Source organism: Streptomyces sp. LZ34, from assembly GCF_053890475.1.
In genome coordinates this window covers 9,340,920-9,367,155 of sequence record NZ_CM132680.1, presented here as the reverse complement: position 1 = coordinate 9,367,155, position 26,236 = coordinate 9,340,920, and the positions used below count along the sequence as shown (strand labels likewise).

The window sequence follows — 26,236 nt, the reverse complement described above, 5'->3', positions numbered from 1 at the left end:
CTTGACCGGTCGGCAGCCTTTGGCTCAGGCCACGCCGACCACCCGATACAGCGCGTAGAGAATCGCCGGCAGCACCCCGACGAACACCCCGAGGGCACTGATCACCCCGGGCAGCCGCTGCGCCGCCCGCAATACCCTGGCCAGATAGCCGACGAGCACGAAGAAGGCCAGGATCACCACGACCCCGGCCAGCAACCACACAAAGGAATCCGGATACACCGCAGCACACTCCCGTTCGACTCTGCCTAGTCCAGCTCTCGACACGCGGACGGCAGGGGACTCCTCGCAGGCCCTTGGTAGGAGAACCCGGAGTCACGTGCTGCACGCGGCGAGTTGGACATGACGGTAGCCGAAACGGCGTCAGTTAGGCCAGAGTTAGCGGAAAAGCACAGCAAGGCAGGGCACCCCGGGCTACCACCCCCGGAGGCCCTGCCTGAGCGCACGCTGGACTAGGCATGTCGCAAGCGCACTGGCTAACCAGACTGCCCGCCTCCTATGGACGATTGATGAACGTCCCGATGAGGCAGCGTCCTTGGCAGTTCGCCCCCCACAGCTCTGTTTCCGCTCTGCATCTGCTCTGCGACCACTTAACGCCCACTAAGCGTACTGCTAGGCTGGCTTTCATCGATCGCCAATCAGGGGAAGGGTGAGGGCGATATCCCTCCGATTCGGGCTTCTCGGGCCCGTTCAGGCCGCCCACGACGGCACGGACATCACCATCGGCCCCCCACAGCGGCGGGCCGTGCTCGCCACCCTGCTGCTCTCGCCCGGACAGGCCGTCACCATCGCCACCCTGCGCGAGCGCATCTGGGCGGAACCTCCCCCCGCCTCCGCCACCCAGGCCGTCCATGTGCACATCCACCATCTGCGGCAGCTGCTGCGACAGTTCACCGACGGGACCGCCGGGGGCACGCCCCGCCTGGTGACCCACCCCGGACACGCACCGGACCAGGTGAGCTACGTCCTGCACACCACCCCGGAAACCATCGACGTGACCGCCTTCCGCCGCCTCCTCGAAAACGGCGAGACGGCCCAGGGCGGCGGCGACACTCGGGCCGCACTCACCCACTACGACACCGCGCTGAACCTGTGGCGCGGCGAACCCATCGCCGACCTCCAGCCCTCCGCCTACGTCCGCGGCGTCCGCCTCAGCCTCACGGAAATCCGCCTGGACCTCGGCAAGCGCCACGCCGCCGCGCTGCTCGCCCTCGGCGCCGCCGCCCGCGCCACCGCCGAACTGCAGGACCTCCACGCCCACCACCCCGGCGACGAGAGCATCGTCGTCCTACTGGCCCGCGCCCTGCACGCCACCGGAGCCCACACCCGCGCCCTGCGGCTGGTCACCGACGAACTGGAGCGCTGGGAGCGCGAATACGGCCTGCTGCCCCCCGCGCTCCTGGACCAACGCAACAGCCTCGTCCACGGCGGCGGACGCGCCGGGGCCGCCCCATGAGAGCGGAAGCACGGATCCTCGGCCCCGTCGAACTCGTCGTGAACGACACCGACATCACCCCGGGCTCGGTGCGCGCCCGCACCTTCCTCGCCTCCCTCCTGCTCCGCAGCGGACGCCCCGTACCCGTGGAAACGCTCACCGAAGAGCTGTGGGGCGACTCCCCGCCCGCCACCGCCCGAGCCCAAGTGCAGACCCATGTCAGCCAGTTGCGCCGACGCATCGCACAGGCGGGCGGGCCCGACGCGGGCGGGCGCCTGCTGGCCACCCACCCCATCGGCTACACCCTCCTGGTCGACCCCCAGCACGTGGACCTGCCCCGGTTCACCGCGCTGCTCGACGACGCAAGAGCCCAGCTGAGCGAGGCTTGTTACGAACGCGCATACGACCTGCTCACCACCGCGGTGAAAATGTGGCGCGGCCCCGCCCTCGCCGGCGTCACCTCCGGTCCCCGCCTCGCCGCACACGCCCGGCGGCTGGAAGCCGAGCGCCTGGAGGCGCTGTCCCTGCGCATCGAGGCCGCCCTACAGCTCGGCCGCCCCGGCCGGGTCATCCCCGAGCTGCGCGCACTCGCCGACGAACACCCCCACCACGAGCCGTTCCGCGCCCAGCTGGCCCGCGCCCTCCACGACACGAGCCGTACGACGGAGGCGCTGGGCATCCTCCGCGCGCTGGCCCCCACCGCCAGGGGCCGGCCTACTCCCCCACCCCGGGCGGTGGCCGAGCCCCCCGCCCCGGCGCCCACGCTCCCGCACCCCCAGCCGCCCGCCCCCGTCCACCGCGAGCCGGGGCCCTCAGGGCCGCTGCGCTTCACCGTGCTCGGACCGGTCCGGGTCTGGCGGGGCGAGGAGCAGATCAACACGGGTTCGCCACAACAACGCGCACTGCTCGCCACACTGCTGCTGCGCTACGGGCGGACGGCAACCGCCTCCGAGCTGATCGACTGCCTGTGGGGCGACGAGCCGCCCACCGCCGCCCTTGCCGCGCTGCGGACCTACGCCTCACGGCTACGGAAAACCCTCGGCCCCGACGTACTGGTCAGCGAATCGGGCGGATACGCGATCCGTGTGGAGCCCAGGGCGGTTGACGCCGATGTGGCCGCTCAACTGGCCACCAAGGCGGAGAAGACACGGCAAGCGGGAGACGGTGCGCGGGCCCGCGAGCTACTCAACAAGGCACTGGCCCTGTGGGACGGCGAGACGCTGACCGGCGTGCCCGGTCCATACGCGGAGACACAGCGCATCCGCCTCGAGGAATGGCGCCTGTCGCTGACCGAAACGCGGCTCGACCTCGACCTGGAGCTCGGCCTCCACGCGGAGGCGGTCTCCGAACTGACCGCGCTGACCGCCGCGCAGCCGCTGCGCGAGCGGCTGCGTGAGCTGCTGATGCTGGCGCTCTACCGCAGCGGACGGCAGGCAGAGGCGTTGGCCGTCTACGCGGACACCCGGCGGCTGTTGGCCGAAGAACTGGGCGTGGACCCCTCAGCGGACCTCAGAGATCTGCAACAGCGCATCCTCCAAGCCGATGCGGCCCTCGCGGCCCCCGCGGAACACATCCCGGCCCCCCGGCCGCCGGTTCCCGCGCAACTCCCCGCAACCGTCCCGGACTTCACCGGGCGCGCCGCCTTCGTCCACGAGCTCAGCGAACAGCTCGCCACGGCCGATGGCAGAGTCATGGCCATCTCGGCCGTCGCCGGAATCGGCGGCGTCGGCAAGACCACACTCGCTGTCCACCTGGCACACGCCGCGCGCCAACAGTTCCCCGACGGACAGCTGTACGTCGACCTCCAGGGCGGCAGCCCCACCCCCGCCGCCCCCGAGACGGTGCTGGGCTCCTTCCTGCGCGCCCTGGGCACCCCCGACACCGCCATCCCCGACGGCGTCGAGGACCGCGCCACCCTCTACCGCTCCCTCCTCGGTGGCCGCCGCGTCCTGGTCCTCCTCGACAACGCCCGCGACGCTGCCCAGGTACGACCGCTGCTGCCCGGGACCGAAGGCTGCGCCGCCATCATCACCAGCCGCACCCGCATGATCGACCTGCCCGGCACCCACCTCGTCGACCTCGATGTGATGAGCCCCGACGAAGCGCTCACCCTCTTCGTCCGCATCGTGGGCGAGGAACGGGTGCACGCCGAGCGCGACGCAGCCCTGGACGTCGTGGCCGCCTGCGGCTTTCTGCCGCTGGCCATCCGTATCGCCGCCTCCCGGCTCGCCGCGCGCCGCACCTGGACCGTGTCCGTCCTCGCGGCGAAGCTCGCCGACGGGCGGCGGCGGCTGGACGAGCTGCGGGCGGGCGACCTGGCGGTCACGGCCACCTTCGAGCTGGGCTACGGACAGTTGCAGCCGTACCAGGCACGCGCGTTCCGGCTGCTCGGGCTCGCAGACGGTCCGGACATCTCCCTCCCGGCAGCGGCCGCCCTGCTCGACATGGACGTGCTCAACACGGAGGGTGTGCTGGAGTCCCTCGTCGACACCTCCCTGCTGGACTCCGCGGCCCCCGGCCGCTACCGCTACCACCACCTCGTACGCCTCTTCGCACGCGCCTGCGCCGAGCGCGACGAGCAGCCACGGGACGAGCGGGACGCGGCCCTGTCCCGGCTCCTCGACTTCTACCTCGCCACGGCGGCCCGGGGATACGCCCAGGAACGGCCTGGCGACCGCCTCGTCGACCACCTGACACCCACCGACCACCCGGGCCTCGACTTCCCGGACCAGACCGCCGCACTCGACTGGCTCTACAGCGAAGCCGACTCCCTGCTCGCCTGCATCGCCCAGGCCGCGTCCGGCCCCGCCTCCGGCACCACGCTGCGGCGCGCGGCCGACCTGCTCCTGGCCGCCTCCGACCTCGCCGAGTCCGGAGCCGACATCCGCCGGTACGAAGCCGTGGCCGAGAAGCTCAGCACCGCCGCCGGGGCCGCCGACGACCTCCGCGCCGAGAGCCACGCCCGGACCGCCCTGTCCCGGGCGCTGAGCCTGCGCGGAGAGTACGAGCAGGCTGACGAGCAGGCGCGGCTCGCCATGGTCGCCGGCCTGGCGACAAAGGACTTCGGTATCGCCGGCCACATCCTGAACCAGCGGGGCACCACCGCGCTCAGTTTGGGGCGGGTCAGGGAGGCGGAGGCTCATGTGAGCCAGGCCATCGAGGCCTTCCAGGCCACCGGCGACCGGCCGGGCGAAGCAGGGACGCTGTGCAGCCTGTCGCGGGTCCACCTGACGCTGGGCCGTACGGCCAGCGCCGTCGAGCTGGCCCGGACGGGGGTCGCGATGTACGAGAGCCTGGGACGCACTTCGCACCTCGCCAACGGAAAGTACGCCCTCGGAGTCGCGCTGACGGCGGCGGGGCACAGTCTGGAGGCGGTGGAGCAACTCACGCACGCGCTCGGCCACTTCCGCGACAGCCGCCAGCGTCTGTGGGAGGGCAGCACCCACCTCCGACTGGCAGAGGCCCACCTGGCCATGCGCCGCCCGGCGCAGGCCGCCGCGCACGCCGATCAGGCCCGCACCCTGGGCGGCATCGGCGGCGAACGCTGGTACGCCGTCATGCTGACCGTGCTGGGCAAGGCACTGATGGAACTCGGCCACGCCGGCCGCGCCCAGGCATGCTGGAGCGACGCACTCGCCATCCACGAGCGGCTGGGAGCGGCTGAGGCCGAGGACGTACGGGCGCTGCTCGCCCCCTGCACCGCCCCCCCTTATTAATGCTGCTTCTTCTCCGCCGCGTCCTCGATGACCGCCTCGGCCACCTGCTGCATGGACAACCGGCGGTCCATCGAGGTCTTCTGGATCCAGCGGAAGGCGGCGGGCTCGGTCAGCCCGTACTGCGTCTGCAGAATGCTCTTGGCGCGGTCGACGAGCTTACGGGTCTCCAGGCGCTGGGCGAGGTCGGCGACCTCCTTCTCCAGCGTCTTCAGCTCCGTGAAGCGGGAGACGGCCATCTCGATGGCCGGGACCACATCGCTCTTGCTGAACGGCTTCACGAGGTACGCCATCGCGCCCGCATCCCGGGCCCGCTCGACGAGCTCGCGCTGCGAGAAGGCGGTGAGCATGAGGACCGGGGCGATGCGGTCGGCAGCGATCCGCTCGGCGGCGGAGATCCCGTCGAGGACCGGCATTTTCACATCGAGAATCACCAGGTCGGGACGGTGCTCCTGAGCGAGCGCGACAGCCGTCTCACCATCGCCCGCCTCGCCGACGACGGAGTACCCCTCCTCCTCGAGCATCTCCTTGAGGTCGAGGCGGATGAGGGCCTCGTCCTCGGCGATGACCACGCGGGTGGTGTGCGGGGGGACGTGCGACTGCGCGTCGGGGGCGTCAGTGGTGCTCAATGTGCTCCTCGTTTCCCTGACAGGGGCGGCACCATTGAGCCTACCTATCCCCACACCATGCTGGGCACACGGTATGATCCTGTCGGGGTTCCCAGCCGGGTTGATGGAAGCGGCAGACATGATCGCCTCAAAAGCGATTGCCCGAAAGGGCGTGCGGGTTCAAGTCCCGCACCCGGCACTTTGCAACGAGAAGCGGACCACCACGTTCGCGTGGCAGACCCGCGATTGTGAGGCGAGAAAGCCTTTCGATCGCGCACGCTCAGCACATGAGCGAATACGGTCCGTCGGTCCGCCATGAGGCGGTCACGCTGATGCGGCAAGGCGTCGCCAATCGCGAGGTGGCCGAGCGACTCGGAATCCCACGCGGGACCGTCGGCTGGTGGCGGTACCAGGACCGGAAGCTACGGGGCGAGGTCTTCGAGCGGCCCACCGATTGCCCCAGGTGCACCGGCCGTACTGTCGACCGCCAAGCCTACGCATACCTGCTCGGCCTCTACCTCGGCGACGGCCACATCATCTCCAAGCCCAAGCAGCACCACCTGTCGATCTTCTGCGCCGACGCATGGCCCGGACTGATCGTTGCTGCCGCAGAGGCGATGCGGAAAGTGATGCCCTCAGCCAGCGTCCATCCCCGGCACAAGAAGGGCTGCACCGAGGTGAAGTCCTATACGATCCACTGGACCTGCATGTTCCCGCAGCACGGGCCGGGCAAGAAACACGAGCGGGCCATCGTCCTGGAAGCCTGGCAGCAGCAGATCGTCGGCGAGTTCCCGTGGGAGTTCATCCGTGGGCTCATACACTCGGACGGCTGCCGCGTCACCAACTGGACCACGCGCATGGTCGGCGGCGAGCGCAAGCGCTATGAATACCCCCGCTACCTGTTCACCAACAAGTCCGACGACATCCGCAAGCTCTGCGCCGACACGCTCACGAGCGTCGGCGTGGAGTGGTCCACGGTCGCTCGCGGCAGCGATCCGTTCCACATCTCCGTCGCCAAGCGCGCCTCCGTCGCCCTCATGGACGCCCACGTCGGGCCGAAGTACTGAGCGCCCAGCGCCTCCGCACTCCGGCCCGGATCAGCCCCCTACCGCAAGTCCGCCTCGCCGATGTGGTGCACCCGCACCAAGTTCGTCGAACCGGAGACGCCGGGCGGGGAGCCGGCGGTGATGATGACGAGGTCGCCTTTCTGGCAGCGGCCGATCCGCAGAAGCTCCTCGTCGACCTGGGCGACCATCTCGTCCGTGGAGTCGACCATCGGGCCGAGGAAGGTCTCCACTCCCCAGGTGAGGTTCAGCTGGGAGCGGGTCTCGTGTTCGGGGGTGAAGGCGAGGAGGGGGATGGGTGAGCGGTAGCGGGAGAGGCGGCGGACGGTGTCGCCGCTCTGGGTGAAGGCGACCAGGAACTTCGCGCCGAGGAAGTCGCCCATCTCGGCGGCCGCGCGGGCGACCGCGCCACCCTGGGTGCGGGGCTTGTTGCGCTCGGTGAGCGGGGGGAGGCCCTTGGCGAGGATGTCCTCTTCGGCGGCCGCGACGATGCGGCCCATGGTCTTGACCGTCTCGATGGGGTACTTGCCGACGCTGGTCTCGCCGGAGAGCATCACCGCGTCCGTGCCGTCGATGACCGCGTTGGCCACGTCCGAGGCCTCGGCGCGGGTCGGGCGGGAGTTCTCGATCATGGAGTCGAGCATCTGGGTCGCGACGATGACCGGCTTCGCGTTCCGCTTGGCGAGCTTGATCGCGCGCTTCTGGACGATCGGCACCTGCTCCAGCGGCATCTCCACGCCCAGGTCACCGCGCGCCACCATGATGCCGTCGAAGGCGTCGACGATCCCTTCCAGGTTCTCGACCGCCTGCGGCTTCTCGACCTTGGCGATGACCGGGAGCCGGACGCCCTCCTCCCTCATGACCCGGTGGACGTCCACGACGTCGTTGGCGTTGCGGACGAAGGACAGGGCGATGATGTCGGCGCCGGTGCGCAGCGCCCAGCGGAGGTCTTCGATGTCCTTGTCGGAGAGCGCGGGGACGGAGACGGCGACGCCGGGGAGGTTGAGGCCCTTGTGGTCGGAGACCATGCCGCCTTCGATGACCATGGTGTGCACGCGGGGGCCCTCGACGTCCACAACTTCAAGGGTGACCCGGCCGTCGTCGACGAGGATGCGCTCACCCCGGCTGACGTCGGTGGCCAGGCCCTTGTAGGTGGTGCCGCAGCGCAGGCGGTCGCCCTCGATGGGTTCGACGGTGATGGTGAACTCGTCGCCGCGTTCAAGGAGTACGGGGCCTTCGTGGAAGCGGCCGAGACGGATCTTCGGACCTTGAAGGTCGGCGAGGATGCCGACGCTGCGACCGGTTTCCAGCGAGGCCTTTCGGACTCGCCGGTAACGCTCCTCGTGCTCGGCGTACGTGCCGTGGCTGAGGTTGAAGCGGGCCACGTCCATTCCGGCTTCGACGAGCGCCTTGATCTGCTCGTACGAGTCGGTTGCGGGTCCCAAAGTACAGACGATTTTTGCTCGGCGCATGCGGCGAGCCTATGACTTACCGGCGGGTAAAGAACCGGGAACCAGCCACTCCCCCATGGCCTTTGGGTGGCCGGTCGTCGACAACTAATGAAACGTGCGCGGGTGTGCTCCGATGAGCGGTTTATAGGACCCGCGCACGTCCATGCGCGGGTCGCTCAGAGCTGCGGGGGCGACATCGTAAAACGGGCGTTGACCTGCGCGTATACGGTCTGGCGCTGGGGTTCGAGGTCCAGGGCGGGGGCGGCCTGGGGCGCGCCGCCGTAGCCGCTCGCGCCGCGCGGCGCGGCGTAGGCGACCGGGTAGGGCTGCTCGGCGTGCTCGGCGTTGAGATCGGCGAGCTCGACGAGGGCGGTGAGCCGGGCGTCGAGCGCGCCCGCGTACTCGCGGGCGCGCTGGACCGCCTCCCGGACGGCTTGGCGGCGCGCCTCGGCGTGCGCGGGCGAGTCGGGGCGCAGGCCCCACGAGGGGCCGTTGACCGTGGTGAGCTCGAGGTCGGCGAGGCGGGTGGTGAGCTCGCCCAGCGCGGTGAAGTCGGCGATGGTGACGGAGAGGTGGACTCGGCCGTGGTAGGCGTGTATGCGCTCGTGGCGGCCCTTGGCGGTGAGCTGCGGGGTGATGGCGAAGGCACCGGTCTCCAGCTTCTCGACCGCTTGGCCGTAGGACTTCACGAGGTCGAGGATCTGGGCGTTGCGGCGGGTGAGGTCTTCGAGGGCGGTGCGGCGGTCGCTGCCGCGCGCGCTGACGGTGATGGCGAGGCTGGCGATCTCGGGGTCGACTTCGAGGCGGGCCTCGCCGCGGACCGCGACGCGCGGGGTTTCGGGGGTGCCGTAGGGCACGGCGGTCGTGGGCTGCGGGGAGGCGTGGTCCATGGGGTGGGCTCCTTGCGCGGGTGAGGGGAGGTGCGGTGAGCTGGTGGCAGATCGTTTGCGAGAGGTCGCGGGCGCCTCGGCGAGACGGCCGCGGACGCCCCGGCGAGACGGTCGCGGACGCCCCGGCGAGACGGTCGCAGACGCCTCGGCGAGACGGTCGCGGGCGGCCTCGTCAGGCGGGCGTCTGGACCCGGCCCTGGGCGGGGCGGGTGTGGTGCAGCGACAGGGCGATGTCCACGAGCGGGACCCGGGGCAGCTCGGCGACGCGGTCGAGTTCGATCCAGGCGGCCTGGTCGGTGGAGCCGTTGGTCTCGTGGCGCAGCTGCCCGCCGACGACATGCGCGGTGTAGATGACGCGGAGGCCGTGGAAGTCGGCGTCGCGGCCGCGGCGGCGGGCGTAGCGGTGGTGGACGGAGTCGATGCCGAGGAGGTCGTCTATCTCGACGGTGTAGCCGGTCTCCTCCTCGACCTCGCGGATGGCGGCGTCGTACGGGTCCTCGCCGTGCCGGATGCCGCCGCCGGGCATCGTCCACTGTTTGCTGTCGGGGCCGACCCATCGGGCGAGGAGGATTCTGCCGTCCTGGATGCAGACGGCGTAGGCGGCGACTCGGAGTTGTCTGTTGGCCATCACCCAAGGATGGCCTGGGTGTCGGATGATCGAAAGCTGTCGCGCTGTTCGGGGAGGTGTCCGCCGGCGGTGCCGGCGGGGTGGGTGGGCTGGAGGCCGAAGGTGGTGAAGGCGGTGCGTGGCGGGAGGGCGTAGACGGGCTCGGTGGTCAGCGAGTTGAGGATGACGGCGGAGCGCCAGGCGGCGAGGCCGAGGTCGGGGGCGCCTACGCCGTGGGCGTGGCGCTGGGCGTTCTGGACGTAGATGGATCCCTTGACGATGGGGTCGAGGACGATGCGGTGGTTTTCGTCGATGCGGGGGCGTTCGCGGGAGTCGCGGCGGATGTAGGGGTCGAGGGCGGCGATGAGGGTGTCGATGCGCCGTTCGCGGTAGCCGGTAGCGAGGACGACGGCTTCGGTGGTGTGGCGGCTGCGGGTGCCTTGTTGGCCGTGTTCGAGGTGGAGTTCGAGGCGGGCGGCGGCGGTGCGGCCGGCGGTGCGGACGGTGACGCCGGGGGTGAGCACGGTGTCGGGCCAGCTGCCGTGCCGGGTGCGGCGGTAGAGCTCGTCGTGGATCTCCGTCATGGTGTCGTGGGCGATGCCCTTGTAGAGCTGCCATTGGCGGGGCAGCAGTTGGTCGCGTACGCATTCGGGCAGGGCGTGGAAGTAGCGGGCGTAGTCGGGGGTGAAGTGTTCGAGGCCGAGCTTGCTGTACTCCATGGGGGCGAAGGCGGGGGTGCGGGTGAGCCAGTGGAGGCCTTCGGCGCCCGGGGGCCGGTGGCGGAGCAGGTCGAGGAAGACCTCGGCGCCGGACTGGCCGGAGCCGACGACGGTGACATGGCCGGTGGCCCGCAGCGCTTCGCGGTGTTCGAGGTAGTCGGCGGAGTGGATGACGGGCACGCCGGGGGCGTCGACGAGGGGGCACAGGGGCGCGGGGACATGGGGCTCGGTGCCGACGCCGAGCGCCAGGGCGCGGGCGTAGCTGCGGCCCATGTGCCGGGCTTCGCCCGCGGCGTCGAGTTCGGTGAAGTCGATTTCGAAGAGCAGGTGGTCGTGGTTCCAGCGGACGGCGTCGATCTGGTGGCTGAAGTGGAGGCCGGGGAGGTGGTGGCTGACCCAGCGGCAGTAGGCGTCGTACTCGGCGCGTTCGATGTGGAAGCGCTCGGCGATGTAGAAGGGGAAGAGCCGTTCGTGGGCCTTGAGGTAGTTCAGGAAGGACCAGGGGCTGGTCGGGTCGGCGAGGGTGACGAGGTCAGCGAGGAACGGGACCTGGACCTTGGCGCCGTCGATGAGGAGGCCGGGGTGCCAGTGGAAGGCGGGGCACTGTTCGTAGAAGGCGGTGCGCAGGCAGGGGACGCGGTGGGCGAGGGCGGCCAGGGAGAGGTTGAACGGTCCGATGCCGATGCCGGCGAGGTCCAGGGGCTGTTCGGGTCCGGCGGCGGGGGTGGGGGTGGGGGGTTGGGCGGTGCTCATGGGGTGCTGCCTTCCACGAGTTCGACCAGCGCCCGCAGGTCGCTGGGCTGGGTGTGCGGGTTGAGGACGGTGGCCTTGAGCCACAGCCCTTCGCATGTGGCGGCACGGCCGAGGACGGCCCGGCCCTCGCGCAGGAGGCGGCGGCGTACGGCGGCGACGGCGGCCGGGTCGGCTCCGGCGGGCCGGAAGAGGACGGTGCTGATGGCGGGGCGGGCGTAGAGGTCGAGGCCGGGGCGGGAGTCGATGAGGTCGGCGAGGTGCTGGGCGGCCGCGCAGGCACGGTCGACGAGGTCGCCGAGGCCGCGGCGGCCGAGGGCGCGCAGGGTGACGGCGATCTTGAGGGTGTCGGGACGGCGGGTGGTGCGCAGGGAGCGGCCGAGGAGGTCAGGGAGGCCGGCGGCGGTGTCGTCGGCGGCGTTGAGGTAGTCGGCGCGGTGGGCGAGCGGGGCGAGGGTGGCGCCGTCGGGCACGGCGAGGAGGCCGGCCGCGGCGGGCTGCCAGCCGAGTTTGTGCAGGTCGAGGGCGGTGGTCCGGGCCCGGTCGAGCCCGTCGAGCCGGGTCCTGAGGGTGTCGCTGAACAGGAGCGGCCCGCCGTAGGCGGCGTCGATGTGGAGGGTGGCCGCGTGGCGGTCGCAGAGGTCGGCGATGCGCGGCAGGGGGTCGATGGCGCCGGTGTCGGTGGTGCCCGCGGTGGCGACGACGAGCACGGGGTGTGGCGGGCCCGGCAGTTCGGCGAGGGTGTCGTGGAGGCGGGCCGGGTCGAGGACGCCGGTGGGGGTGGGGATGGTGCGGGGCTCGGGGAGGCCGAGGAGCCAGGCGGCGCGGTGGACGCTGTGGTGGGCGTTGGCGCCGCAGACGATCTGGAGGGGGGTGGTGGCGCCCGCGGTGCGGGCGGCCTCGCGGGCGAGCAGCAGGGCGAGTTGGTTGGCCTCGGTGCCGCCGGTGGTGGCGAGGGCGTCGGGGGCCGGGCGGTCGGGGTGGACGAGCCGGGCCAGGGCGCGGCAGGTGAGCGTCTCGAGCTCGCCGGCGGCGGGGGCCTGGTCCCAGGAGTCGAGGGAGGGGTTGAGGGCGCTGGCGGCGAGGTCGGCGGCGGCCGCGACGGCGAGGGGCGGGCAGTGCAGATGGGCGGTGCAGTGTGGCTCGGCGGGGTCGGCGGCGCCCGCGGCGAGGGCCCGGACGAGGGTGTGCAGGGCCTGGTGGGCGCCGGTGCCGACGGCGGGGATGACGGGCTCGGCGGCGGCCCGTAGGCGGCGGGCGACGGCGCGGGGGCCGCCGGGCGGGAGCGGGCCGCCGCGGTCGGCGGCGCCGGTGGCGAGGGCGTGGAGGACGGTGTCGAGCATCGGGCGGAGCGCGCGCGGGCCTTCGATACCACCTGCCAGGAGGCGGGCGGTCCCGGAAGCGGGCACAGGCATGGGTGTGCCCCTCGTCTCGAGTCGGGCAGGTGGAAGTGGCCTAAAAGTACTTCGTGCGCAAGCGGTTCGGCCGGGGGTCGCGGTAGGTCCACTCGTACGTGGTAACGCCACGGAGTGGGACGGAGAGCGGGGGCGTGCGGCTCTCGGCCGCACGCCCCCGCTCGTCGGGTCGATCCTGTGTGTCTGGAAGTGCGTTCTCCGTAGGATGCCGGGGGCGGGCCGGGGACGGGCCGCGGACGGGAACGACGAGCGGGCGGGGGCGCCATGGACCAGCAACGGGACGACAGCGGTCTGGCCGAAGAGCTCATCGCCTGTGTGCTGGACAGCTGCGGTCCCGCGAAGCCGGCCGCGCCGGCGTCCGGGTTGGGGGTGAATCCGTCCACCGCCATGCGGACGGTGGACCGGCTGGAGTCCCTGGGCCTGGTGGACCGGCGGGGCAATCCGGACAGCCGCCGTTCGGGCCATGGCGCCCCACAACCTCACCATGCCGACTTGGTGATTGCTCGGCGCTATGCAGAGATACGCGATACCCGGCGGGTCGCCGGGCCGCCCCGGGTACACCGGGCGGCCCGAACGGCTGTCGCGAACAGGGCCGCGAACAGGTGAACGCCCCCTCGGAAGGGGGCGTGGGGCGGCCGCGAGGCGGTTCGGGGCGCGCCTGCGCCCGGTCTTCTACACCTCGTCCTCCGCGGCTGCCGCCTCCTCCTGAGCCTGCTGGACCTGCTGGACGTGCAGCGCCCGGCGAAGGTCGTCGATCTGGTCGGCGAGGCGGCGGCGCAGCGCCGGGGACACGGACGGGTCGTCGGCGCTCAGGCACTCCTCCCCCAGCCGCAGGGTCGTCTCGTCCACCGTCGTCGGGAAGCACCAGCGGGCGACCGCGTCGGCGATGGCGGGGCCGCGGCGGGCGGCCAGGGCGACGGCGGCCGGGAAGTAGGCGGGGACGTACTCGGCGAGGAGGCCGTGCTGCTCGGGCTGCCAGAACCCCAGGGCCGTGGCAGTGACGAGGTAGTTGGACAGCTCGGGGCCGCCGTCGGCGTCGAAGAGCGCGGCCCAGGCGGCGCGCTTGGAGTCGGGCTCGGGGAGCGCGGCGCGGCAGCGGGCGGCGCCCTCCTGGCCGGTGGCGCTGGAGTCCCGGGCGAGTTCGGCGTCGATGTCGCCCGGGGTGACGGCGCCCAGGACGGCGAGGCGCCGGAGGATCTGCCAGCGCAGCTCGGGGTCGAGGGCCGGGCCGCCGGGGACGGTGTCGCCGTCGAGCCAGTCGCTCAGCTCGGCGGCCGAGGTGGCGCTGTCGACGAAGGTGCGCACGGCGGCGAGCCGCAGCCCGGCTCCTGAGCCGTCCTCGGTGCGGCGCAGCAGGTCGCGGCAGGTGGCGGTGATGGTGGCGAGGGCGGCGGCGCGCCGGTGGGCGGGGAGGTAGCAGTCGGCGATCTGGGTGCGGGCGAAGGCGAGGACGCCCTGGACGAGGGCTATGTCGGTCTCGTGCGGGAGGTGGGCGCGGGCGGCGTCGAGGTAGGCGCCGGGCGCCAGTTCGCCGTCGCGCACCATGTCGCGCGCGGCGTTCCATACGACGGCGCGGCCGAGGGCGTCGGGGAGACCGGACAGGGAGCGCAGGGCGGCCTTCCAGGAGCCGGGGTCCAGGCGGATCTTGGCGTAGGTGAGGTCGCTGTCGTTGAGGAGCAGCAGGTCGGGGCGGGGTCCGGTGAACTGGAGGGTCAGGGGGGAGCCGCCGTCGGTCAGCTCGGCCTCGACCCGGTCGCGCAGCACGAGCTTGTGGGGGGCGGCGGGCTCGTGGTCGTACAGGCCGATGGCGATGCGGTGCGGGCGGCTGGTGCCGCTGTCGCCATCGCTGCTTTCGTGGCTTCCGTCGGGGCTTCGGTCGCTGCTGCCCTTGTGGTGGATCTCCGCGGTCCACTGGCCGCCGCTCGCGGTGATCACCGGCGTGAGGGTGTCCACGCCGGTGGTGCGCAGCCAGCGGTCGGCCCAGGCGTGCACGTCCCGGCCGGAGGCCTCGGCGAGGGAGTCGATGAAGTCGGCGAGGGTGGCGTTGGCGAAGCGGTGCCGGGCGAAGTGGGTGTTGATGCCGTCGAGGAAGTTCTTCTCGCCGAGCCAGGCGACGAGCTGACGCAGCGCGGAGGCGCCCTTGGCGTACGAGATGCCGTCGAAGTTGAGGCGGGCGGCGGCGGTGTCGGGGACCTGTTCGGGCTCGGGGGCCACGGGGTGGGTGGACGGGCGCTGGTCGGCGTCGTAGCCCCAGTTCTTGCGGCGGACGCCGAAGTCGGCCCAGGTGTCGGTGTAGCGGGTGGTCTCGGTGAGGGTCTGGTAGCCCATGTATTCGGCGAAGGACTCGTTGAGCCAGATGTCGTCCCACCACTTCATGGTGACCAGGTCGCCGAACCACATGTGGGCCATCTCGTGGGCGATGACCATGGCGCGGGTCTGCCGTTCGGCGTCGGTGACGGCGGAGCGGTAGACGAATTCGTCCCGGAAGGTGACGAGGCCGGGGTTCTCCATGGCGCCGGAGTTGAACTCCGGGACGAACGCCTGGTCGTAGGAGTCGAAGGGGTACGGCTCGTCGAAGATCTCGTGGTAGCGGTCGAAGCAGCGGCGGGTGATGTCGAAGAGCTCGTCGGCGTCGGCGTCGAGGTACGGCGCGAGGGAGCGGCGCACATGCAGGCCGAACGGCAGCCCGGCGTGCTCGGTGCGCACCGAGTGGTACGGACCGGCGGCCAGCGCGACCAGGTAGGTGCTGATGGGCGGGGTCGGCGCGAGCCGCCAGCGGCCCTCGTGCGGCTCGCCGACGCGGGTGGCGATGCCATTGCCGAGGACGGTCCACTCGGGCGGGGCGGTGACATGCACCTCGAAGACGGCCTTGAGGTCGGGCTGGTCGAAGCCCACGAAGACGTCGTCGGCGTCGGACATACAGCACATGGTGTAGAGGTACGTCTCCCCGTCGGCGGGGTCGGTGAAGCGGTGCATGCCCTCGCCGGTGCGGGAGTAGCGCATGTCCGTATCGACACGCAGCTCGTGCTCGCCCTCGGCGAGCCCGGTGAGCGGCAGCCGCCCGTCGGCGATCACGTCGTCGGCGCTGTCGAGGGGGAGCTCCTGGCCGTCGAGCACGACGCGGTGCAGGGCGGCCGGACTGAGCTCGGCGAAGGTGTCCACGTCCGATTGGCGCGCGCTGAAGCGGATGGTGGTGGTGGAGCCGAAGATCTCGTCGCCACGGGTCAGGTCGAGGTCGATGGTGTAGCGGTGGACCTCGATGAGGCGAGCTCGGGTCTGCGCTTCGTCGCGCGTCAGTACGGACATGGAGACATGCTGCCCTACTGCCTGTGGGCGTCACACGCCTGGGAAGAGGTTGCCCGGCGCGGTGGGGTTCTGCGCGGGTTTGGGGGTGGTGCGCCGGTGCGGTGGGTGGGTCCCGGGGGCGTCAGGACGCGGCCAGGCGATGCTCCAGCGTGTGGCGGTGCGCCGTGGTCCAGGCGTGGGCGGCTCGTACGGTCGCTGACGCGCCGAGGTCGCGCAGACGCGCCATGGCGGGGTCGCCGGCCGCCGCCTGTGCCTCGATGCCGCGCCGGCAGCGGTCCTGCCACCACAGCACGGTCGCGACGAGCCGGGCGCGGTCCGGGGCGGCCGTCCCGTAGGCGTCGCAGACGACGGCCATACGGCGAGCCGTCTCGTCCGGGCCCGGTCCGTCGGGGCCCGTGCCGCAAAACTGCCAGCAGGCATGGGCAACGTCGTGGACGCGCCGACCCGGGGCGGCGAGGTCCCAGTCGATGAACGCGACGGGGCGGGGACGGTAGACGGTGTTCTTCGGGGACAGGTCGTTGTGGCACACCACCTCGCCGCCCTCGGCCAGCGGCGTCCCGGCCGTCAGGTCGTGGAACTCGCGCACCAGCCGCGCCATCGCGGCCAGGCTCTCGTCGTCGCCGATAGCTGGCGGCTGGTCCGGTTGCCATGCGACGTGACCGTCGAGGTAGGACAGTATCTCGCGGCCCCGCTCGTCGGTGCCGAGGTGGCGGGGCGCGCCGGGCCAGCCGTGATCGGCGAAGTGGGCGAGGAGGGCGCGTACGTACGCCGTCCGGGCGGTCGGGCGGCGCCGGACCGTGTCGCCGACCCGGACGACCTCGGTGACGAACCCGCCGGGCAGCCGCTCCTCGCCGGCGCTCATCAGGAGCGCGCGATGGTCTCGTGGTGGCGGATGACCTCAGCGATGATGAAGTTGAGGAGCTTCTCCGCGAAGGCCGGGTCGAGCTTGGCGCTCTCCGCGAGGTCACGGAGCCGCTTGATCTGGCGGGCCTCCCGGGCCGGGTCGGCCGGGGGGAGCTTGTGGGCGGCCTTGAGGTAGCCGACCTGCTGGGTGGCCTTGAAGCGCTCGGCCAGCATATGGACCACGGCCGCGTCGATGTTGTCGATGGAGTCGCGCAGCCGGGCCAGCTCGGCGCGGACGGACTCGTCGATCTCGTCGTTGGTGCTCATGGTGGCGGCCCCGTCGGTCCCCTCGGTCTCGATGTGCGTCATGACCAGTGACCCTATGTGGCCCGGAGCGCTCCGGTGACCAGTGGGTGGGCCGGGGCGGGGTCACGGAGACCGCCCTCGACCCCTGTGGGGGGTTGAGGAGGGGCCGAAGGCGGTCGGTCCGCTTGGAGTGCTCTCCCCGGTCGAGCGCCTCCACCGTGAAGGAGTGGGTTACGGATCCGGGGGTTCCACCTGTGTCCGGTTTTTCTCGGTGCGCCTCGGCCTATCGTCGGGGTCATGATTGCGAAGCTCCAGTGCACCGTCATCGACTGCCCCGACCCCGTCGCGCTGGCCGGTTTCTACGCCGGGATCCTGGGCTGGCGGGTGGACGCGGGCGATCCGGAGTGGGTGTGGCTCACCTCTGCGGAGGGCCGGCGGTTCGCCTTCCAGGCGGCCCCCGACCACAAGCCGCCGCGCTGGCCGGACCCGGACCATCCGCAACAGTTCCATCTGGACTTCGACGTCGAGATGATCGAGGAGGCGCAGCGGGAGGTGATCGCCCTGGGCGCGACGTTCCTGTACGACAGCGGGGGCGAGCGGTCGGGGTTCCGGGTCTTCAGCGATCCCGCGGGGCATCCCTTCTGTCTCTGTTACGGGCAGAGTTACGGGCAGAGCTGACGCGCGGCAGCGCGCAGCGCCGCTCCCGCGCCGGTGCGGATCGGGTCGCCGTGGCCGAAGCAGGCGGTCTCCACGTCCAGGGGCGCCTGCTTGTGGAAGGACTTCACGGTTTCTTCGGGGTCGACGTTGAAGACGCCCGGCATGAGCCGTTGGACGTTCGCGATCGAGTCGCCCGTGAACAGGGTGCGGGAGGACGGCAGATGGAGGGCGACACTGCCGGCGGTGTGGCCGGGCACGTGCACGATCCGCGCCTCCTGGCCCCAGTCGAGGGTGTCGCCGTCGGCCAGTTCGCGGTCGACCGGGACCGGGCGGGGCGGTGGGACCTGGGGGGTGTGGGCCTCGTAGAGGGGACGCTCCCAGTCGGCGAGGACGGGGGGTGGCATCACCTCCGCCCCGCTGATGGCGGGCGCGTCGGCGGCGCCCGCGAGGACGCGGGCGCCGGTGGCCTCGGCCAGGCCGGCGGCGGCTCCGTAGTGGTCCGGGTGGCCGTGGGTCACCAGGATCTCGCGCAGCTCGCCGAGTCCGCGCAGCGCGTCGAGGATCTGCCGCTCGTGGCCCGCCCAGCCGCAGTCGACGAGCGCGTAGCCGTCGGGGAGCCGTACCGCGTACGCCTGTCCGACCGGGAAGCGCAGCATCCGGATGTCCGGGGTGACAGCTGTGATCTCCATGCCCCGGACGGTAGGGGCCGGGCGGGAGCCGTTCAGGAGGTTGCGCCCCTGGCGGATACGCCAGGGGCGCAACCGGTGGGTCAGCCGCCGAGCTGGGTGGCGCCCGCCTTGATGTCCTTGGCGAAGGTGCTCACCTCGGTGTAGACACCGGGCTTACCGGGGCGGGCGCAGCCCTCGCCCCAGCTGACGATGCCGACCTGGATCCACTGGCCGGCGTCGTCCTTGCGGAACATCGGGCCGCCGGAGTCGCCCTGGCAGGTGTCGACGCCGCCGGTGGCCATGATCCCGGCGCAGATCTCCTCGCCCGCGACGAGGTCGCTGTACGCCGACTTGCAGGTGGCGTCGCTGACGAACGGCACGCTGGCCTTGAGCAGGTAGCGCTGCTGGCCGCCGCCCTCGACGGCGGCGCCCCAGCCCGCGACCGTGAAGTCGCCCTTGTTGTAGGCGGTGGTCTCGGCGATCTTCAGGGTGGGCTGGTTGATGGGCTGGGCGAGCTTGATCAGGGCCCAGTCCTTGCCCGTGCCGTTGTAGCCCGGGGCCTGGAGGACCCGGGTGGACTTGACCTTGACGGCGCTGGAGCTCTGGAGGTCCACCACGCCGGCGGTGGCGGTGATGGAGGTGTTGGCGCCGCTGCCGGAGACGCAGTGGGCGGCAGTGAGCACGATGTCCTGGGTGTAGAGGGCGCCGCCACAGCCCATGGACAGCCGCACCATGAAGGGGAATTCGCCCTGGGCGGCGCGGGTGCCGCCGACGACGGAGGGGCTGGGCTCGGCGCTCTTGGCCTGGGCCAGGGAGGTGCCGGGCATCAGGCTGAAGGCGGCGAGAGCGACTGCTCCGACGGCGGCCGATCTCTTGACGGGCTTCCGGAGATTCCGCAACGGAGTTCCTTTCGTGGGGGGTTGAGCTGCTTGCCAGGCTCATGCCAAGCAGCGTTGCGATTATCTGGATGCGCCGATCGGCCTGACAAGGGTCGCTTTCCGGCCACACCGACCGGCCCGGCCTGCGGCGCGGCCGGGTCCGGCGCCCGTAGAGTTGAACCAGGGGGCACGGCGGACAACGGGTACGGGGTGACGGCGTGGCGGCACCGGGCAGCGACATCGAGCACGGATTCCCGCACCTGGACACCGTCCGGGCCGCGCTCACCGCGCTCTACAAGCGCCTGTCGTACGAAGGGGTGCGGACCTACGAGCTCAGCGTGGCCCCGGGCGATGTGGCCTTCTGCGACCAGGACGACCTCTACCTAGGCGTCCAGCGCGTCGCCCGGGTCATGGTCCGGCAGCTGCGCCTCCCGGACGCGCGCATGATCGTGAGCTTCCGCGAGATGCGGCACGCGGGGAACATCGAGCTGGCCGCGGGGCCGGAGTACTTCATCGAGCTCAACTCCCGCTTCAAGACCCACCGCCGGGACATCGGCGCGGCCCTCGCCCACGAGGTCACCCACGTCTATCTGCACCGGCTCGACCTGGCGTTCCCCGGCACGCGCGCCAACGAGATCCTCACCGACACCACCGCCGCCTACCTCGGCGCGGGCTGGCTGCTGCTCGACGCGTACCGCCAGGACTCCGTCTCCAGCCAGAAGCTCGGCTATCTGACCCCGGAGGAGTTCGGGTACGTGCTGGCCAAGCGGGCACTGGCGTTCGGCGAGGACCCCGCCGTCTGGTTCACCAGCCCGCAGGCGTACGAGGCGTACGTCAAGGGCCTGGCCGAGGCGCGCCGCGACGAGCGGCAGCCGCCGCTGACCGCGTGCGGCTGGGCGGGCCGCCGCCGGTACGCGCGGGACCGCCGGTTCGCGCAGGTCGACCCGGAGGCGCTGCCGCCAGCGCCGGCCGGCGCGCCCGGCGCGGCCGGATACGCCTTCGAGAGCGGCTCCCCGCAGCGCGTCTCCTTCCCCTGCCCGACCTGCCGGCAGCGCATCCGGGTCCCGGTGAGCGGCAGGATGCGGGCCCGCTGCGGGCTGTGCCGCACGGTGCTGGAGTGCGACACCTGACCCGTCCATGCCGCGCGGCGCGTCCGACGTCGTAGGCTCGGCCGCATGAGCCCCTCCATCGCCACCAACACCCGGGTCGGCCGCGACGAACTGCTGGAATTCGTCCGGCCGCGCCACCGCGCCATCCTGCTGACCCGCCGCGCCGACGGCTCCCCGCAGGCCTCGCCGCTGACGTGCGGCGTCGACGACGCGGGGCGCGTCGTCGTGTCGACCTACCCCGAGCGCGCCAAGGTCCGCAACGCGCGCCGCGACCCGGCCGCCAGCGTCATCGTGCTCTCCGATGAGTGGAACGGGCCGTGGGTGCAGATCGACGGCACCGCCGAGGTGATCGACACCCCCGAGTCCGTGGAGCCGCTGGTCGAGTACTACCGCAACATCGCGGGCGAGCACCCGGACTGGGATGAGTACCGGGCCGCCATGGTCAAGCAGGGCAAGTCGCTGATCCGGATCACCCCGAAGCGCTGGGGCCCGATCGCCACCGGCGGCTTCCCCGCCCGCCTGGTCGAAAACGAGGAGTGAAGAGTAGGGATGGGGTAGGGGTGGGGTAGGGGTGGGGTAGGGGTGGGGGCGTCAGCAGGCGCCGGGGCGGGCGTACAGGACGACCACCATCCCCCGGACCTCCCGCTCGGCGCACTGACGGAAGTACCGGTCGAGCACCTCGCGCTTCACCCGCTCCTGCGGGGTGTCGGCCGGCGGCCGGCCGGGCGGGTCCATCACCACGGCGATCCGCTCGGCGGCCAGCATGCGGGCGCGGATGCGGGGCGCGGGCAGCTCGATGCCGTGCAGGGTGCCGGAGGGCACCGCGTGCCGGGCCAGGGCCAGCTCCTTGAGACCGCGGAACTCCCCCGGGCTCGACAAGATCGGCTCCCGGCGGCGGGCGGGCACGAACAGCACCCCGTCGCCGGGCCGGGTCAGCTCCCGTACGGCGCGCGCCGCGGCCATCGGGTCGTCCAGGCGGCTCTGCGGCGTCCGCAGCTCGATCGAGTACGGCAGCAGGGCGGCCACCGCGACGGCGGCCAGCGCCGCGGCCCCGACCTTCGGATGCGGGGCGGCGCGCAGCGCGGCGTCCAGCCCGGCGCCCGCCAGCAGGGCGAATCCGACGTAGGAGTAGAGGACGTACCGGTCGACGTAGATGGGGTGGATCCAGGAGACCGCCAGCAGGGTGGCCGCCGGGAGGATCAGCAGGGGCAGCGCGAGTGTGCGCAGGGGGATCGGGCCGGGGGCCGGCAGCGGGACGGTGGCGCAGCCGATGCCCACGGCGGTCAGGGCCGCGAAGCCCAGCAGCTCGGGCTGTCCCGGTGCGCCGATCCAGCCCACCAGCGCCGCCTGCTGCTGGCTGACGATCACCAGTGGCGCCAGGACGACGGCCACCGCGGAGGCCGCCCGGGCCCAGGACCGGCGGACCGGCGCGGGGACGCGGGCCAGGACCAGCGCGAGGCCGTGCGCGAGCACCGCCAGGACCGCGAACTCGTGCAGCAGACAGGTCATCGACGCGGCGGCGGCGTATCCGGCCCAGGTGCGTTTCCGGGGATTCGCGACGGCGGAGAGCAGCAGGTGGGTGCACCAGACGACCGCGGCGCAGACCAGCGCGTACGACCGCCCTTCCTGCGCGTATCGCTGCACCGCCGGGGCGAGCGCGAAGACGACTCCGGCGCACAGCCCGGCCCTTGGCCCCGCGAGCCGGTGTCCGAGCAGCGCCACTCCGGCGGCCGCCGCGGCCATGGCCAGCACTGAGGGGAGCCGCAGCGCGGGCAGTCCGCCGTCCCAGAGCGCGAAGACGCCGTGCATGAGCAGGTAGTACAGGCCGTGGGCGACATCGGCGTCGCCGAGCAGATGCAAGATGTCGGCGACGCCGCGGTGGGCGACCTGATACGTCGTCGACTCGTCCCGCCACATGCTGTTCTCGCGGCGGATCCCCCACAGGCCGAGCGCCAGCGTCAGCCCGGCCGGGGCGAGCGCGACGGCGGCGCGCCGCCCGGGGCGGCGGGGCGCCAGGCGCGCGGGCGCGGGGCGGACGCGGGGGACGGCCCGGGCGGCGGTGTCGAGGGCGGGCGAGACGGCCATGGGAAGGGGACTCCGATCGGAGCGGGGCGGGGCGGGGTGGGGCGGCGGGGACGCGAGGAGCCGGGAAAGCGGATCATGCGGGGCGGCGCCGGACCCGCCACAGGCAGAAGGCGGCGAGCGCGGCGGCCGCGGCCAGGCAGATCCCGGCCTCGATCCACTGCAACGGCCAGAACTGGCCGGAGGGGTGGTACTCGGTGAATCTGCCGACGACGCCGTGCCGGACCACGCAGGGCCCCTCTCTGTCGACCGGGCACTGGTCGAGGACGCGGCCCCATTCCTGGTCGGAGAGTTTGTTCCCGGAGTCGGTGAGGAACCCGTCGCGCACGATCCACGCGTCGCCGGGCGCCGGCGCCTTGACCCGGATGGGGTCCGCCGCGGGGCTCGCGGGGTCGGCCACCCGCGCGGTCCCGGTCCGAAGCGGCATCAGGCGGGCCAGCCGCGGCAGCAGCTGGCCCAGGCCCCATTGCCCGGCGGCGACGAGGGCCAGGGTGCCCGCCATGGCGGGCAGGGTGCGCCGCAGCAGCAGTCCGGCCGTCACGCCGACCGTCAACGCGAGCAGTGCGAGGGCGACGAACACGAGCCCGGTGGCGTGGAAGGGCACCGCCCCGTACCACACGTAGTTCTCGGCCAGGCCGTAGGTGCGCGCCTTGGCCAGCTCGGGGAGGGCGGGCGACCACCACCAGGCGAAGAGGGCCGAGAGCACCCCGGTGCCGACGGCTGTGACCGCGGCGACCAGGCCGAACTTGACGGCCAGCCAGCGGGACCGGCTCACCGACTGGGTCCACAACAGCTTGTAGGTGCCGGTCTCCAGGTCGCGCGCGGCCAAGGGGGCGCCCAGGAACACGCCGACGAGGGCCGGTACCGCGATCAGCACCCCGGCGGTGTCCTCAAGGGCGGTCCCGTACCGCCGCAGGAACGGGAGCGGCCCGTGCTGCGCGGGATCGGCGACGTCGCATGCCTGCGCCGGATCGCACGCGGTGAGGGGATGGTCCTCGAGGTATCCGGCCATGTCGGCGCGCCACCACAGGATGTACGCGGCGGCCGCGACCAGCAGCACCAGGCCGGTCGCCAGAACGAGCCGGTACTGGCGCAGGACCAGCCAGGCGGTCCCGACGGGCCGGGTGCCCGGCGCCTTGGCCGGGCGTGTGCCGGCGATGCTCACACCGTCTCCTTCCGGGCGGGCCGGCGCCGGATCCACCACACGCAGAAGGCGGCGAGCGCGGCGGCCGCGGCCAGGCAGATCCCGGCCTGGATCCCCTGCATGGGCCAGTAGTGGCTTGCCGGTTGCAGCTCCTCGTATTGCCGCCTGGTGGCGCCGAGCCGGGCGAGGCAGCGGTTCCAGGCGTCGTCACCGACGGCGGCCGAGCAGCGGTCCGAGGGGATTTTCTCCCCGGTACGGGTCAGAAAGCCTTCGGTCATGTCGCGCCACGAGGTGTAGAAGACCTCCGTGGGGGTGCGCGCGAAGCCGCCGGTGGCGTCGGAGACGATCGTCCGCGGAGTCATCAGGTGGGGGCGCAGGGCGCCGAGCCCGTACTGGACGCCGGCGGTGACCCCCAACGTGGCCGCCATGGCGGGCAGGGTCCGCCGCAGCAGCAGGCCGGCCGCCGCGCCGAGGAAGAAGGACAGCGGGGCGAGGGCGACCGCCGCCGGGCCGGTCGCGTCGAAGGGCACGGCGGTGCCCCAGGCGATGTCCGAGAACTGGACGCGGGCCGCCCGCCACCACCAGGTGTAGAGGGCCGCGAGGACCGTGGTGCCGGTCAGCACGGCGGCGAGGGGAAGCGTGAGTTTGGCGACGAGCCAGCGGGTCCTGCTGACGGACTGGGTCCACACCAGCCGATGGGTTCCCGTCTCCAGTTCCCGGGCGAACAGCGGCGCGCCGACGAAGACGCCGATCAGCGCCGGCAGCGCGATGAGCAGCCGTCCGGTGTTGAGCAGCGGCGTCCGGTACACCTCCCTGACGTGGAAGAACGCCCGGGTCATCGGGTCGGTCCCGCGGTGGAGTGCGATCCGCCTGCCATGGCAGAACCTCTCCCAGTCCACGCAGCCCTCGATGCCGTGGGCCCGCATATAGCCGACCATCTGGGCGCGCTGCCACACGATGTACGCGGCGACCGCCACGACCAGGGCCAGACCCGCCCAGAGGGCGGCCCGGTGCTGCCGCCACACCAGCCACACCAGTCCCCGCGTGCGCGGCCGCCTGCCGGGCCCGGCGAGCCTGATACCGGCCGTGCTCACGCGCTTTCTCCCCGCTCAGTCTCGGCGCGCTCCAACGCGCGGGCTTCCCTCGTCACTGCTCGCACCTCCGTCGCGGCGGTGCGGGCGCCGGCCGTGATCAGCGGCGGGGCGTCGGGCGCGCGCAGATAGCCGAGCAGGACCTCCTCCAGGGACGGTTCCCTGACGATCCAGCCGTCCTCGGCCGGTACGGCTGACGGGCGTATCAGCGCGGTGAACTGACGACCCGTCGCCCGGGCTTCGACCACGGTGTGGCGGGCGACCGCGTCCGGTGTTCCGTCGGCGGGGCTGCGCGGGCCGATGATCAGTCGGTGGGCGGCCTGGACGGCGTCGGTCTCGCCCGCCAGGCGGATCCGGCCGCCGCCGATCAGCAGCAGGAAGTCGCAGACGCCGTCGAGTTCGGCGAGCACATGGGTGGAGATGACCACGCTGGTGCCGTGCTCGGCGGCCTCCGCCATCAGAGCGCCCATCATCCGGTGCCGCCGCAGCGGGTCCTGATCGGCCATCGGCTCGTCGAGCAGCAGCAGGTCGGCGCGTTTGCCGAGGGCGAGGGCCAGGGCCACACAGGTGCGCTGGCCGCCGGAGAGAGAGCCGACGCGGGCGGTCGGTGGCACCTCGGTCTCGGCGATCACGCGCTCGGCGGCGGACTGGTCCCAGCCGGGGTTGAGTTCACGGCCCAGGCGCAGGGTCTCGGCGACGGTGAAGCGCGGGTAAAGGGGCTTGTCCTGGGCCACGAAGGCGATGCGCCGCCGCGCCTCGGCGGACCGCGGGTCGGCGCCGAAGACCCGTAGGGTCCCGGTGGTCGGCGCGAGCAGATCGGCGGCCAGGGACAGCAGGGTGCTCTTGCCCGAGCCGTTGGGGCCGACCAGGGCGCAGATGCGCCCGGCGGGCAGCCGGAACGTGAGGTCCCGCAGGGCCCAGCCGCGCCGGTACTTCTTGCCCAGTCCGGTGGCCTCCAGGGCGGTGGAGGGATCGTGTCGGTCGGTCACCCGTGCTCCCTGTTCAGGGCTGTGCTCTCGCCGGTGTCGGTGTGGGGGGCGGCCGGGCCGTCGGGGAAGCGCTCGTCGAGGACGGAGGCGATCAGCGCCGCGACGTCCTCGCGGTCGAGCCCCGCGGCGCGCGCCCGGTCCGCCCACGCGGCCAGCTCGGCGCGCAGCGGCGAGTCGGCGGCCGCGCCGGGCCGGGCCAGGGAGCGCCGTACGAAGGTGCCGAGGCCGGGCCGCGGCTCGACCAGGCCCTCCCGCTCCAGTTCGCGGTAGGCCTTGAGGACGGTGTTGGGGTTGATCGCGGTGGCCGCGACGACTTCCTTGGCCGTGGGCAGCCGGTCCCCCGGCTGTAGCAGGCCCAGGCGGAGCGCCTGCTTGGTCTGCTGGACGATCTGGAGATAGGTGGCGATGCCGCTGCGGCGGTCGATGCGGTATTCCACCACCCTCACCACCCTTTCACTAATTAGTTAGTGGAATGATGGTGCGGCGATCCCCGGGGGTTGTCAAGGCGGGGCCG

The 26,236-nt window shown here is 72.4% G+C and carries 24 protein-coding genes, 1 tRNA gene and 1 pseudogene; 9 read left to right on the top strand and 17 right to left on the bottom strand.

Annotated elements, in window-relative coordinates; all coding sequences use genetic code 11:
• Positions 1-24 precede the first annotated feature (24 nt).
• Positions 25-219, bottom strand: coding sequence for a hypothetical protein (locus ACWY4P_RS39950; protein ID WP_456205526.1), 195 nt, complete (start codon positions 217-219; stop codon positions 25-27).
• Positions 220-646: 427 nt separating this feature from the next.
• On the opposite strand from ACWY4P_RS39950, the gene ACWY4P_RS39945 reads away from it, so the two are divergent.
• The 3 genes and pseudogenes from ACWY4P_RS39945 to ACWY4P_RS39935 all read left to right on the top strand — a co-directional run bounded on the left by ACWY4P_RS39945 (position 647) and on the right by ACWY4P_RS39935 (position 5,148).
• Positions 647-1,453, top strand: a complete 807-nt coding sequence (locus ACWY4P_RS39945) for an AfsR/SARP family transcriptional regulator (protein ID WP_456205525.1) — start codon at positions 647-649, stop codon at positions 1,451-1,453.
• Positions 1,450-2,061: pseudogene (locus ACWY4P_RS39940) on the top strand (AfsR/SARP family transcriptional regulator); the annotation flags it as partial. The gene ACWY4P_RS39945 and the pseudogene ACWY4P_RS39940, both read left to right, overlap by 4 nt.
• Before the next feature lie 192 nt (positions 2,062-2,253).
• The gene (locus tag ACWY4P_RS39935; RefSeq protein WP_456213219.1) at positions 2,254-5,148 is read left to right on the top strand and encodes a BTAD domain-containing putative transcriptional regulator; all 2,895 of its coding nucleotides are present in this window, start codon (positions 2,254-2,256) and stop codon (positions 5,146-5,148) included.
• Here the strand turns inward: ACWY4P_RS39935 and ACWY4P_RS39930 are convergent.
• Complete coding sequence (locus ACWY4P_RS39930) at positions 5,145-5,774, bottom strand: ANTAR domain-containing response regulator (protein WP_456205524.1); 630 nt, start codon at positions 5,772-5,774, stop codon at positions 5,145-5,147. The genes ACWY4P_RS39935 and ACWY4P_RS39930 overlap by 4 nt on opposite strands.
• Before the next feature lie 94 nt (positions 5,775-5,868).
• Between ACWY4P_RS39930 and ACWY4P_RS39925 the strand changes: the two genes are divergently transcribed.
• Both ACWY4P_RS39925 and ACWY4P_RS39920 read left to right on the top strand, forming a co-directional pair.
• Positions 5,869-5,952, top strand: a tRNA-Leu gene (locus tag ACWY4P_RS39925).
• 88 nt (positions 5,953-6,040) lie between these two features.
• Complete coding sequence (locus tag ACWY4P_RS39920) at positions 6,041-6,820, top strand: helix-turn-helix domain-containing protein (RefSeq protein ID WP_456205522.1); 780 nt, start codon at positions 6,041-6,043, stop codon at positions 6,818-6,820.
• Between the two features lie 38 nt (positions 6,821-6,858).
• Here the strand turns inward: ACWY4P_RS39920 and pyk are convergent, their stop codons facing one another.
• The 5 genes from pyk to ACWY4P_RS39895 form a co-directional block, all read right to left on the bottom strand.
• Positions 6,859-8,289: a pyruvate kinase gene (gene pyk / locus ACWY4P_RS39915; RefSeq protein WP_456205521.1), complete on the bottom strand. Its 1,431-nt coding sequence runs from the start codon at positions 8,287-8,289 to the stop codon at positions 6,859-6,861.
• A 155-nt stretch (positions 8,290-8,444) separates the two neighbouring features.
• The gene (locus ACWY4P_RS39910) at positions 8,445-9,158 is read right to left on the bottom strand and encodes an SIMPL domain-containing protein (protein ID WP_456205520.1); all 714 of its coding nucleotides are present in this window, start codon (positions 9,156-9,158) and stop codon (positions 8,445-8,447) included.
• A gap of 172 nt (positions 9,159-9,330) precedes the next feature.
• Positions 9,331-9,786, bottom strand: a complete 456-nt coding sequence (locus tag ACWY4P_RS39905; protein WP_456205519.1) for an NUDIX hydrolase — start codon at positions 9,784-9,786, stop codon at positions 9,331-9,333.
• A complete protein-coding gene (locus ACWY4P_RS39900; protein WP_456205518.1) occupies positions 9,786-11,237 on the bottom strand; it encodes a lysine N(6)-hydroxylase/L-ornithine N(5)-oxygenase family protein in 1,452 nt (483 codons plus the stop codon). The genes ACWY4P_RS39905 and ACWY4P_RS39900 overlap by 1 nt, the downstream gene beginning before the upstream one ends.
• On the bottom strand, positions 11,234-12,649 hold the full coding sequence (locus ACWY4P_RS39895; RefSeq protein ID WP_456205517.1) for a pyridoxal phosphate-dependent decarboxylase family protein: 1,416 nt from the start codon (positions 12,647-12,649) through the stop codon (positions 11,234-11,236). The genes ACWY4P_RS39900 and ACWY4P_RS39895 overlap by 4 nt, the downstream gene beginning before the upstream one ends.
• A 264-nt stretch (positions 12,650-12,913) precedes the next feature.
• Between ACWY4P_RS39895 and ACWY4P_RS39890 the strand changes: the two genes are divergently transcribed.
• Entirely contained in the window at positions 12,914-13,255 is a 342-nt protein-coding gene (locus ACWY4P_RS39890; RefSeq protein WP_456205516.1) for a MarR family transcriptional regulator, read from the top strand.
• A gap of 66 nt (positions 13,256-13,321) precedes the next feature.
• Here ACWY4P_RS39890 and pepN read toward each other — a convergent pair whose 3' ends face one another.
• The 3 genes from pepN to ACWY4P_RS39875 form a co-directional block, all read right to left on the bottom strand.
• Positions 13,322-15,955: an aminopeptidase N gene (pepN, locus tag ACWY4P_RS39885; RefSeq protein WP_456205515.1), complete on the bottom strand. Its 2,634-nt coding sequence runs from the start codon at positions 15,953-15,955 to the stop codon at positions 13,322-13,324.
• Positions 15,956-16,076: 121 nt separating this feature from the next.
• Positions 16,077-16,817 carry a phosphotransferase gene (locus ACWY4P_RS39880; RefSeq protein ID WP_456205514.1) on the bottom strand — a complete coding sequence of 247 codons (741 nt, stop codon included), beginning with the start codon at positions 16,815-16,817 and terminating at the stop codon, positions 16,077-16,079.
• Positions 16,817-17,125 carry a chorismate mutase gene (locus ACWY4P_RS39875; RefSeq protein WP_456213218.1) on the bottom strand — a complete coding sequence of 103 codons (309 nt, stop codon included), beginning with the start codon at positions 17,123-17,125 and terminating at the stop codon, positions 16,817-16,819. The genes ACWY4P_RS39880 and ACWY4P_RS39875 overlap by 1 nt, the downstream gene beginning before the upstream one ends.
• A 276-nt stretch (positions 17,126-17,401) precedes the next feature.
• On the opposite strand from ACWY4P_RS39875, the gene ACWY4P_RS39870 reads away from it, so the two are divergent.
• Positions 17,402-17,782, top strand: a complete 381-nt coding sequence (locus ACWY4P_RS39870) for a VOC family protein (RefSeq protein WP_456205513.1) — start codon at positions 17,402-17,404, stop codon at positions 17,780-17,782.
• On the opposite strand, the gene ACWY4P_RS39865 is transcribed toward ACWY4P_RS39870, so the two are convergent.
• Both ACWY4P_RS39865 and ACWY4P_RS39860 read right to left on the bottom strand, forming a co-directional pair.
• Positions 17,767-18,450, bottom strand: a complete 684-nt coding sequence (locus tag ACWY4P_RS39865) for an MBL fold metallo-hydrolase (protein ID WP_456205512.1) — start codon at positions 18,448-18,450, stop codon at positions 17,767-17,769. The two genes, ACWY4P_RS39870 and ACWY4P_RS39865, sit on opposite strands and share 16 nt — an antisense overlap.
• 80 nt (positions 18,451-18,530) lie before the next feature.
• The gene (locus tag ACWY4P_RS39860) at positions 18,531-19,328 is read right to left on the bottom strand and encodes a S1 family peptidase (protein WP_456205510.1); all 798 of its coding nucleotides are present in this window, start codon (positions 19,326-19,328) and stop codon (positions 18,531-18,533) included.
• A gap of 197 nt (positions 19,329-19,525) precedes the next feature.
• On the opposite strand from ACWY4P_RS39860, the gene ACWY4P_RS39855 reads away from it, so the two are divergent.
• Together ACWY4P_RS39855 and ACWY4P_RS39850 are read left to right on the top strand one after the other, a co-directional pair.
• On the top strand, positions 19,526-20,437 hold the full coding sequence (locus tag ACWY4P_RS39855) for a hypothetical protein (protein WP_456205509.1): 912 nt from the start codon (positions 19,526-19,528) through the stop codon (positions 20,435-20,437).
• A gap of 45 nt (positions 20,438-20,482) precedes the next feature.
• Positions 20,483-20,956 (top strand): PPOX class F420-dependent oxidoreductase, encoded by a 474-nt coding sequence (locus ACWY4P_RS39850; RefSeq protein ID WP_456205508.1) that lies wholly within the window; start codon positions 20,483-20,485, stop codon positions 20,954-20,956.
• A 51-nt stretch (positions 20,957-21,007) separates the two neighbouring features.
• On the opposite strand, the gene ACWY4P_RS39845 is transcribed toward ACWY4P_RS39850, so the two are convergent.
• The 5 genes from ACWY4P_RS39845 to ACWY4P_RS39825 form a co-directional block, all read right to left on the bottom strand.
• Positions 21,008-22,501, bottom strand: coding sequence for a glycosyltransferase family 39 protein (locus ACWY4P_RS39845; RefSeq protein ID WP_456205507.1), 1,494 nt, complete (start codon positions 22,499-22,501; stop codon positions 21,008-21,010).
• 73 nt (positions 22,502-22,574) lie between these two features.
• On the bottom strand, positions 22,575-23,663 hold the full coding sequence (locus ACWY4P_RS39840; protein WP_456205506.1) for a translation initiation factor IF-2: 1,089 nt from the start codon (positions 23,661-23,663) through the stop codon (positions 22,575-22,577).
• The gene (locus ACWY4P_RS39835; RefSeq protein WP_456205504.1) at positions 23,660-24,736 is read right to left on the bottom strand and encodes a translation initiation factor IF-2; all 1,077 of its coding nucleotides are present in this window, start codon (positions 24,734-24,736) and stop codon (positions 23,660-23,662) included. The genes ACWY4P_RS39840 and ACWY4P_RS39835 overlap by 4 nt, the downstream gene beginning before the upstream one ends.
• A complete protein-coding gene (locus tag ACWY4P_RS39830) occupies positions 24,733-25,722 on the bottom strand; it encodes an ABC transporter ATP-binding protein (protein WP_456205502.1) in 990 nt (329 codons plus the stop codon). Before ACWY4P_RS39830 ends, ACWY4P_RS39835 begins: the two co-directional genes overlap by 4 nt.
• Positions 25,719-26,162: a GntR family transcriptional regulator gene (locus ACWY4P_RS39825; protein ID WP_456205501.1), complete on the bottom strand. Its 444-nt coding sequence runs from the start codon at positions 26,160-26,162 to the stop codon at positions 25,719-25,721. Before ACWY4P_RS39825 ends, ACWY4P_RS39830 begins: the two co-directional genes overlap by 4 nt.
• Positions 26,163-26,236: the final 74 nt, after the last annotated feature.

Coding starts and splice junctions, on each gene's coding strand:
- ACWY4P_RS39890 (WP_456205516.1), top strand. CDS start 12,914: ATGGACCAGCAACGGGACGACAGCGGTCTGGCCGAAGAGCTCATCGCC.
- ACWY4P_RS39850 (WP_456205508.1), top strand. CDS start 20,483: ATGAGCCCCTCCATCGCCACCAACACCCGGGTCGGCCGCGACGAACTG.
- ACWY4P_RS39870 (WP_456205513.1), top strand. CDS start 17,402: ATGATTGCGAAGCTCCAGTGCACCGTCATCGACTGCCCCGACCCCGTC.
- pepN (WP_456205515.1), bottom strand. CDS start 15,955: ATGTCCGTACTGACGCGCGACGAAGCGCAGACCCGAGCTCGCCTCATC.
- ACWY4P_RS39865 (WP_456205512.1), bottom strand. CDS start 18,450: ATGGAGATCACAGCTGTCACCCCGGACATCCGGATGCTGCGCTTCCCG.
- ACWY4P_RS39880 (WP_456205514.1), bottom strand. CDS start 16,817: ATGAGCGCCGGCGAGGAGCGGCTGCCCGGCGGGTTCGTCACCGAGGTC.
- pyk (WP_456205521.1), bottom strand. CDS start 8,289: ATGCGCCGAGCAAAAATCGTCTGTACTTTGGGACCCGCAACCGACTCG.
- ACWY4P_RS39875 (WP_456213218.1), bottom strand. CDS start 17,125: ATGAGCACCAACGACGAGATCGACGAGTCCGTCCGCGCCGAGCTGGCC.
- ACWY4P_RS39895 (WP_456205517.1), bottom strand. CDS start 12,649: ATGCCTGTGCCCGCTTCCGGGACCGCCCGCCTCCTGGCAGGTGGTATC.
- ACWY4P_RS39905 (WP_456205519.1), bottom strand. CDS start 9,786: ATGGCCAACAGACAACTCCGAGTCGCCGCCTACGCCGTCTGCATCCAG.
- ACWY4P_RS39900 (WP_456205518.1), bottom strand. CDS start 11,237: ATGAGCACCGCCCAACCCCCCACCCCCACCCCCGCCGCCGGACCCGAA.
- ACWY4P_RS39920 (WP_456205522.1), top strand. CDS start 6,041: ATGAGCGAATACGGTCCGTCGGTCCGCCATGAGGCGGTCACGCTGATG.
- ACWY4P_RS39845 (WP_456205507.1), bottom strand. CDS start 22,501: ATGGCCGTCTCGCCCGCCCTCGACACCGCCGCCCGGGCCGTCCCCCGC.
- ACWY4P_RS39910 (WP_456205520.1), bottom strand. CDS start 9,158: ATGGACCACGCCTCCCCGCAGCCCACGACCGCCGTGCCCTACGGCACC.